Origin of the sequence: Vibrio clamense (assembly GCF_050337905.1) — a bacterium.
Classification (GTDB): domain Bacteria; phylum Pseudomonadota; class Gammaproteobacteria; order Enterobacterales; family Vibrionaceae; genus Vibrio; species Vibrio cortegadensis.
The window spans coordinates 1-7,671 of sequence record NZ_JAKJTJ010000008.1 but is presented as its reverse complement, the minus strand read 5'-3'; the positions used below and the strand labels follow the sequence as shown (position 1 = coordinate 7,671).

Here is a 7,671-nt window from a genome sequence, read left to right as displayed (position 1 = left end):
ATCTAATTGTGACTTGCCAGTATCAACGCCGACATTAATGTTTTGAAGTGTATTTGTATTCATAATAAGCTAACTCTTGCTTGCAAATGCGGGCTCGAGACCCAGAAGACTATTCGAGTGTGGTGCTTGGAGTTCTATCTGGCGTTCGAACTTGTTATCGGTCTCTCAATAGAGGAGCCATCATTTAATCGAACTACCAAATAGAAGAACTTTAGTTGCAGCTAAAGTCTGGGTCTCACCTTACCCGATTGGAGTGCCTATTATCCATACAAACAATTTAAGAGTGACTCCTAACGCTTGGCGAGTTTACTCCGGTTTGAAATTTGTGTTTACGGTGCAATGGTTTAGCTTGGATTTTATAGCGTTGTCGCACCTTAATTGGGCGTTAACTGGCTAGGGGTAGTATGGAACATATCGTAGAAATAATAAAAGCTTTGGCTTGGCCTGTTGCAATAGTGTGGCTTGGATATCTGTTTCGAAATGAAGTTAGAAGCCTGATGGGGCGACTAACAGCATTGAAGCACGGTGAGACAGAAATTAGCTTTACTCGTAGCTTGGAGAAAGCAGAACAAAAGGCTTCTGAAATTTCACAGCCTCAAGCCCCAGCTCATGAATCGACAGCTGAAGAGTTAAGTCAAAAAGAGCAGCTTTATCGTTTAGCTGAAATATCTCCAAGAGCAGCAATTGTTGAAGCATGGACATTGATTGAGACAGCTGCGGTTAAAAGTGAACTAACAACAGGCGCAGCTTTTAAAAGAACTAGTCCTAAACTAATACTTGATCATCTGGCTAGCACTGGAAAATTTAGCTCAGAGAGTCTTGAAGTTATAAATAGCTTAAGGAAATTACGCAATAAAGCTACCCACTTGCCCGATTTTGCAATCTCGCAAGAAGAAGCTGAGCGTTATCTAGATCTGGCAATAAAAAGTACTCATGCAATTGAAAATATCGCCAGTTAACAAAGCGTTTAAGACGGATTCCCAACGCATGGCGTTTTCGGCTTACTTCAATTTAAGTGTTTATGTCACAATGGTTTAGGTAGGGTGGTTAGCGTTGCTCACCACTTAACGCGGCGTTATATTGCATAAGATTCAAAGGGTTAAATTATCCGTTTATCTTTGTTCTGCGTCCAAGCTACACACCTGTTCGTCTCGTGAAAAATGCCATCAAAATGACCATCGCACGTAGAAAGTGTGTCGGTTAATTAGCTGCAACGTCACGCAAGTCTCCTCGTTAGTAAGTTTTGTTGGCTCTAGTTCATTTTGCGCGGTTTCTTTTTGGTGGGGATTTCATTGAAAATCGTGGCTTCAGCGCACTTTGCTGTCAGGTTACTCGCTCGACTTCTTTGTTATTCTGGTTCTTCGAATGACTCTAATTTCAGTTTATTTCGTTTCTTAGCCAAGTGCGTTTTGTTGTCTATGGTTGAGTTTCGAACTATCCGTTTTACTTCTGAGTTCAGAGCCAGTAGATTTGTAACCAATTCAGCATCTTGGCGCTAAACTTGGCTCTGTCGTGCGGGCAATATAACAAACAATTTAAGAGTGACTCCCAACGCGTGGCGAGTTTACTCCGGTTTGAAATTTGTGTTTACGGTGTAATGGTTTAGGTTGGGTTTTATAGCGTTGTCGCACCTTAATTGGGCGTTATATTGCATAAGATTCAAGGGGTTAAATTATTCGTTTATCTTTGTTCTGCGTCCGAACTGCACACCTGTTCTTTTCGTGAAAAATGCCATCAAAATGACCATCGCACGTAGAAAGTTTGTCTGTTAATTAGCTGCAACGTCACGCAAGTCTTCTCGTTAGTAAGTTTTGCTGGCCCAAGTTCATTTTGCGCGGCTTCTTTTTCGTGGGAGCTTCATTGAAAGTTGCGGCTTCAGCGTACTTTGCTGTCAGGTTTCTCGCTCGAATTCTTTGTCATTTTAGCTAATCGAATGGCTCCAATTTTAGCTCATTTCGCTTCTTAGCCAAGTACGTTTTGTAGTTTGTGTTTTAGTTTCGAGCTATCCGTTTTACTTCTGAGTTCAAAGCCAGTAGATTTGTAGCCAATTCAGCACCTTGGCGCTAAACTTGGCTATGTCGTGCGGGCAATATAACAAAGCATTTAAGAGGGATTCTCAACGCTTGGCATTTTTGCATCTACTTCAAATTTAGTGCTTACGGTACAATACTTTAGGTCGGGAGGAGGCGTTGTTCACCCCTTAATGCGGCGTTAGGCATTTTAGTATTCACTGCATTCCGCAGCTTTAATCCTCTTATCGAGACGTTGGAAAAAGCATGAACAATAATCCGATTGAAGAAGTTTTAAAAAATATGCCTAGTGACGGCAGTGCCGAGTGGGAAAATACATTTTATGGTTGCCTAGCGGAATGTGGTGTTTGGGATACTGAGAAATTTTGGGTTTTTCATAAAGCTCTGACTCAGGTCGGAGAGTTGGTACAGCAAGACACCGATGTAGATAGAAATTTGGTATATGCATTACTTTATATCCAACATGGTGTTTTTACTCATATAGGTTCACATTTTGACCCTCGTGTTGACTGGAAAGTAGAATCCATTGATGACGAGGAGTTACAAGAGTATGCAGAAAGGTTTCAGATAGCTGTACTTAGCGCTATATCAGGTAAGGTTATGTCAGAGTCATCTTTTGACCTTATCAATCCACTATTGTGCAATGCCTAACAAAGCATTTAAGAGGGATTCTCAACGCTTGGCACTTTTGTTTCTACTTCAAATTTAGTGTTTACGGTACAATACTTTCGGTCGGGTGGAGGCGTTGTTCACCCCTTAATGCGGCGTTAGGTTTTTGGAGGTTAAAAATGGGTCAGGATGTACTGGTTGCGGGTCTATTTGGTGTTTTCTCTACACTAATTGGTGGACTTGCGACTTATATGCTTAGTTTTAGTCGTGATCAGCGGCTAGAGAAAGCTGAATTCAAGGTAATTTATTCATCACTGGTTGCTGACCTGAGAGCAATCAGAAACGGTTTTGAAAAGGACAAAGAGTATATTCCACGATTTTCTAGTTTTAACGTATTCAAAATGAAAGGTGGGTATGGATATGCTCCTTCTGAAGTATGTGTAGCACTTGAAAATTTGTCTTATGAGCTAACCCGAATTGAGGACATTACAAAAGAAGATGTGTCGTTTAAGGTGGCTGTAGCTAGTACGGGAAACACCAACCTTAGATACAATAACGGTACCAAGTTGACTGAAAGGAAGGAGTTACTTGAAGGTTTGAACGAAAAGTTAGACAAGACCGTAGCGCTACTGCAAAAACAAACCTAACAAAGTGTTTAAGAGGGACTCAAAACGCTTGGCGGCTTGGTATCACGGTTTTAGCTAATTGTTTCTGTCACAATGGTTTGGTTTTGGGTTATAGCGTATTTCGCCCCTTAACACGGCGTTAGTTTGCCCACCGACTACAATCAGTCGGTAGGAAATTTTTGCTTCTGGTGTAGAACTCGCATTACACGAATTGCTGAGCCATCAACCCAGTAGGAAACGATCATTGAGATTTCCGGGATAATTAGTAATCGTCCTCGAATACCATCACGATGAACACCCATCAATGGTTGCTCAAGTAAATTTTCTACTTTAGCTTCAATGATTTCGTCAGTTTTTTCAGCTGCGTCTGGGTTAAAGTCATAAAGAAACTCAAAGATCTTCTCACGATCATTCAGCGATTCTTCTTCCCATAAAATCATTGTTGACCTCGGCTACGAATCTTAGCTTTTCGCTCAGCCATTCGTGCTTTTGCTGAGTCATGGTCAACAAATGAAGCTTTTCCTGAGTCAAACTTCTCAAATGCTAGGTTTACTTGTTCAGTTAACCAAGCGTCGTGAGATAATGCTTTGCGTTGTTGTTCAGCCATTTGCTCAGTAAGTTCACGGCAAGCATCGCTAAGTGTGCGTCCTTGGCTCTCAGCCATTTGCTGAGCTAAGCGTTTAATTTCGTCATCAACACGAAATTGAATTCTAGTGTCCATGAGTTGCTCCTAAATTAATGTGCACACAAATGTTAGCACTAGAGTTAGGCAAGGGCAACTAACAAAGCGTTCAAGACGGATTCCCAACGCATGGCGTTTCCGGCTTACTTCAATTTAAGTGTTTATGTCACAATGGTTTAGGTAGGGTGGTTTGCGTTGCTCACCACTTAACGCGGCGTTATAAGCTTCCAAGAGGAATCAAGTTGAAYAACTATTTTGAAAGCCCTTTTGTGGGTAAATCATTGAAAGAACAAATTACTAATCCAAATATCATTGTGGGTGAGCACAGCTACTATTCTGGTTATTATCATAATCATAGTTTCGATGAATGTGCTCGTTACTTGCTACCGGATAGAACTGATATTGATAAGTTAATTATCGGAAGTTACTGCTCAATTGGTTCTGGYGCNGTGTTTATGATGGCAGGGAATCAAGGGCATCAAAATAACTGGGTCAGTACATTTCCATTTTTCTATCAAGACAATGAAARYTTYGCGGATGCTAAAGATGGTTTTGAGCGTTCGGGTRACACGRTTATTGGTAATGATGTATGGATTGGCACTGAAGCCATGATTATGAGTGGTGTATCTGTCGGCGATGGTGCAATTATCGCAAGTCGTGCAGTCGTTACCAAAGATGTCGCTCCTTATTCAATAGTCGGCTCAAACCCAGCCAAACATATACGTTACAGGTTCACAGAGGCTGAGATATCTAAGTTGTTAGAAATGAAGTGGTGGGAATGGAGCGACGAACAAGTTAAGGGAGCTATGAGCTTAATGTGTTCTTCAAATATCGATGGTCTTTATGATCATTGGAAAACGTTAGTACGCTTATAACAAACAATTTAAGAGTGACTCTCAACGCGTGGCGAGTTCACTTCGATTTAAATTTTGTGTTTACGGCGCAATGGTTTAGCTCAGGTTTTATAGCGTTGTCGCACCTTAATTGGGCGTTATATTGCATAAGATTCAAGGGGTTAAATTATCCGTTTATCTTTGTTCTGCGTTTGATCTACACACCTGTTCGTTCCGTGAAAAATGCCATCAAAATGACCATCGCACGTAGAATGCTTGTCGGCTAATTAGCTTCAACGTCACGCAAGTCTCCTCGTTAATAAGTTTTGCTGGCTCAAGTTCATTTTGCGCGGTTTCTTTTTCGTGGAAGCTAAATTGAAAATCGTGGTTTCAGCGCACTTTGCCGTCAGGGTTCTCGCTCAAATTCTTTGTCATTCTAGCTAATCGAATTGCTCAAATTTGCCTAATTTCGTTTCTTAGCCAAGTGCGTTTTGTTGTCTATGGTTGAGTTTCGAACTATCCGTTTTATTTCTGAGTTCAAAGCCAGTAGATTTGTAACCAATTCAGCCCCTTGGCGCAAAACTTGGCTTTGTCGTGCGGGCAATATAACAAAGCGTTTAAGACGGATTCGCAACGCTTGGCGGTTTCAGTTAAAAGATATGCATCAGTGTTTATGGCATAATGTCTTGAGTCTTGTGGTAGCGTTGCTCACCACTTAACGCGGCGTTATAAGCTTTCGAGGAAAACTATGGAAATCATCATCAAACAAGCCATTGAATTGCGCAAAGAAGCTCGATATCAAGAGTCTAGAGCTTTGCTTTCAACGTTATTGAACGATGAAAACTATGTTGCTAAGGCTCACCTGCAAATTGCGTGGTCATATGATAATGAAGGTAAAGAGCAAGAAGCAGTTGGTCATTATCTGTCATCTCTGTCGGGTTTACTATCGTCAGTAGAACGGTTCGATGCTTTATTTGGCTTGGCGAGCACCTATCGAAGTCTTGGTAACTACTCAGATGCGCTTACGTATTTCGAGCAAACTCTGAACGAGTACCCTGATTCTATGGAGGTTCAGCCTTTCTATGCAATGTGCCTTTACAACCTAGGGCGTCATAAAGAAGCGACGTCTTTGCTTCTTGAGTTGCTAGTTTCAACCACTAGTAGTGACGCAATAATAGAGTATAAACGCGCTATTTCTTTGTACGCCGAGGATTTAGATAGAACGTGGTAAACGAAACACGCTTATAACAAACAATTTAAGAGTGACTCCTAACGCTTGCCGATTTCACTCCGATTTGAAATTTGTGTTTACGGCGTAATGGGTTAGCTCGGTTTTTATAGCGTTGTCGCACCTTAATTGGGCGTTAGGTATCTGAGTTTATGGACGAACAAATACTTTAAGGATAATGAGTCAAATATGAATGTTTTTTGTCGAAATTGTGGTCAGGCAATGCCAGAGACTGTCAATGTATGTGGCACTTGTAATCATAAACAAGAGTTCATGTCTTCCAGAGATACTACATGTCGAAATTCAGATGGTGTAGTAGCCTTTTTTGTCTGTTTGCTCTTCGGTTGGTTAGGCATTCATAGGTTCGTGTATGGAAAAATAGGCACTGGTATATTGATGTTTTTGACCCGAGGTGGTTTTGGCATTTGGTGGATTGTAGACACCATTCGGATTGGAGTCTGCAACAATTTTACTGACTCTAAAGGAAGAACGTTGAGTCTTATTCATAGCAACTAGTGCTCGCTTGCAATATACCTAACAAACAATTTAAGAGTGACTCCTAACGCTTGACGATTTCACTCCGATTTGAAATTTGTGTTTACGGTGTAATGGTTTAGCTTGGGTGTCATAGCGTTGTCGCACCTTAATTGGGCGTTATACGCTATCAAGGAAATAATCCAATATGAACAAGGTAGTATTCAGAAATTGTAATGAAAATAGCCTGCATTGGATTGCTTTAGAAAGGCTGTTTCAAACCGAATGGTCTGATTTTCTGTTCGCGGATACCTACAAATCAAAAGCTCATCTTCCACCTGTTATTGTCGCGCTTAGAAATAATGAAGTTATCGGTGGTCTTGCTTATTCTCGTTTTAAAGAGCCTCAAGGTAACTCTGAAGTTATTTGGTTTAATGCGGTCTTTGTATCTCCCGAATTACGTGGGCAAGGTATTGCGAGTGAGTTGATTAATCGTGGTGTTAAGCAAGTATCAGAAGCCGTTCAAGGTAATCTGTATGCTTATACAAATGTAGCACCGTTGTACCTGTCTTTAGGCTGGTCAGTGGTTGATATTGAAAGTGAGCCAAACCATAGCGTAATGAGTATCTCACTTGAGCCTCAACCACGCGTATAACAAACAATTTAAGAGTGACTCCTAACGCTTGGTGATTTCACTTCGATTTGAATTTTGCGTTTACGGTGCAATGGTTTAGTTTGGGTGTTATAGCGTTATCGCACCTTAATTGGGCGTTATAAGCACGACCTAACATAGGAGTTTTGATGGAAAGTGAAAGGCTCAAATTGGTAGCTCCGTCATTAGATTTCATCGATGCTATGTATACAGTTATTGATGATTGTAGGTCAGAATTTTCTGAATTTTTGCCTTGGGTTTCAGATGCTTTAACGAAAAAAGCTCTTGAGCAAAATATTCAGGAAGCTGTGATCAATTTCTCCAATTTTTCAGGAGAATTTTGGTTTAACATTATCGAAAAGAAAACGGGATCATTTATTGGTGCTGTGGGTTTTATCGTTAGAGATGAATCCGTGCCGTATTTTGAAATTGGCTATTGGTTGCAAACGTCAAAGGTAGGCTCTGGCTACATAACTGAAGCTATTAGTTTGGTAGAACAGTATGCATTTAATGATAAAGGTGCCATGAGAGTAGAAA

General features: G+C 40.8%; 10 protein-coding genes. 8 read left to right on the top strand and 2 right to left on the bottom strand.

The window, feature by feature from the left end:
* Positions 1–404 precede the first annotated feature (404 nt).
* From L4C39_RS00425 to L4C39_RS00415, 3 genes are all read left to right on the top strand, one after another.
* Positions 405–959, top strand: a complete 555-nt coding sequence (locus L4C39_RS00425; RefSeq protein ID WP_429743789.1) for a hypothetical protein — start codon at positions 405–407, stop codon at positions 957–959.
* 1,317 nt (positions 960–2,276) lie between these two features.
* On the top strand, positions 2,277–2,681 hold the full coding sequence (locus tag L4C39_RS00420) for a hypothetical protein (RefSeq protein WP_429743787.1): 405 nt from the start codon (positions 2,277–2,279) through the stop codon (positions 2,679–2,681).
* 137 nt (positions 2,682–2,818) lie between these two features.
* Positions 2,819–3,286, top strand: a complete 468-nt coding sequence (locus L4C39_RS00415) for a hypothetical protein (protein ID WP_429743785.1) — start codon at positions 2,819–2,821, stop codon at positions 3,284–3,286.
* Between the two features lie 140 nt (positions 3,287–3,426).
* Here L4C39_RS00415 and L4C39_RS00410 read toward each other — a convergent pair whose 3' ends face one another.
* Positions 3,427–3,705 carry a type II toxin-antitoxin system RelE/ParE family toxin gene (locus tag L4C39_RS00410; protein WP_429743783.1) on the bottom strand — a complete coding sequence of 93 codons (279 nt, stop codon included), beginning with the start codon at positions 3,703–3,705 and terminating at the stop codon, positions 3,427–3,429.
* The gene (locus L4C39_RS00405) at positions 3,702–3,986 is read right to left on the bottom strand and encodes a type II toxin-antitoxin system RelB/DinJ family antitoxin (protein ID WP_006710667.1); all 285 of its coding nucleotides are present in this window, start codon (positions 3,984–3,986) and stop codon (positions 3,702–3,704) included. The genes L4C39_RS00410 and L4C39_RS00405 overlap by 4 nt, the downstream gene beginning before the upstream one ends.
* Positions 3,987–4,189: 203 nt before the next feature.
* On the opposite strand from L4C39_RS00405, the gene catB reads away from it, so the two are divergent.
* The 5 genes from catB to L4C39_RS00380 all read left to right on the top strand — a co-directional run.
* Entirely contained in the window at positions 4,190–4,822 is a 633-nt protein-coding gene (catB, locus tag L4C39_RS00400; RefSeq protein WP_429743780.1) for a type B chloramphenicol O-acetyltransferase, read from the top strand.
* Positions 4,823–5,528: 706 nt separating this feature from the next.
* The gene (locus L4C39_RS00395; RefSeq protein WP_136993682.1) at positions 5,529–6,011 is read left to right on the top strand and encodes a tetratricopeptide repeat protein; all 483 of its coding nucleotides are present in this window, start codon (positions 5,529–5,531) and stop codon (positions 6,009–6,011) included.
* A gap of 186 nt (positions 6,012–6,197) precedes the next feature.
* Positions 6,198–6,524: a TM2 domain-containing protein gene (locus L4C39_RS00390; protein ID WP_429743778.1), complete on the top strand. Its 327-nt coding sequence runs from the start codon at positions 6,198–6,200 to the stop codon at positions 6,522–6,524.
* 166 nt (positions 6,525–6,690) lie between these two features.
* Complete coding sequence (locus tag L4C39_RS00385; protein ID WP_429743776.1) at positions 6,691–7,137, top strand: GNAT family N-acetyltransferase; 447 nt, start codon at positions 6,691–6,693, stop codon at positions 7,135–7,137.
* Between the two features lie 146 nt (positions 7,138–7,283).
* Positions 7,284–7,671, top strand: a 388-nt coding sequence (locus tag L4C39_RS00380) for a GNAT family N-acetyltransferase (RefSeq protein ID WP_429743774.1), incomplete at its 3' end; no start/stop codon positions are given.

Bases quoted from the DNA above. Each gene is read 5' to 3' on its own strand.
- L4C39_RS00385 (WP_429743776.1), top strand. From the start codon at position 6,691: ATGAACAAGGTAGTATTCAGAAATTGTAATGAAAATAGCCTGCATTGG.
- L4C39_RS00425 (WP_429743789.1), top strand. From the start codon at position 405: ATGGAACATATCGTAGAAATAATAAAAGCTTTGGCTTGGCCTGTTGCA.
- L4C39_RS00395 (WP_136993682.1), top strand. From the start codon at position 5,529: ATGGAAATCATCATCAAACAAGCCATTGAATTGCGCAAAGAAGCTCGA.
- L4C39_RS00390 (WP_429743778.1), top strand. From the start codon at position 6,198: ATGAATGTTTTTTGTCGAAATTGTGGTCAGGCAATGCCAGAGACTGTC.
- L4C39_RS00420 (WP_429743787.1), top strand. From the start codon at position 2,277: ATGAACAATAATCCGATTGAAGAAGTTTTAAAAAATATGCCTAGTGAC.
- L4C39_RS00405 (WP_006710667.1), bottom strand. From the start codon at position 3,986: ATGGACACTAGAATTCAATTTCGTGTTGATGACGAAATTAAACGCTTA.
- L4C39_RS00415 (WP_429743785.1), top strand. From the start codon at position 2,819: ATGGGTCAGGATGTACTGGTTGCGGGTCTATTTGGTGTTTTCTCTACA.
- L4C39_RS00410 (WP_429743783.1), bottom strand. From the start codon at position 3,705: ATGATTTTATGGGAAGAAGAATCGCTGAATGATCGTGAGAAGATCTTT.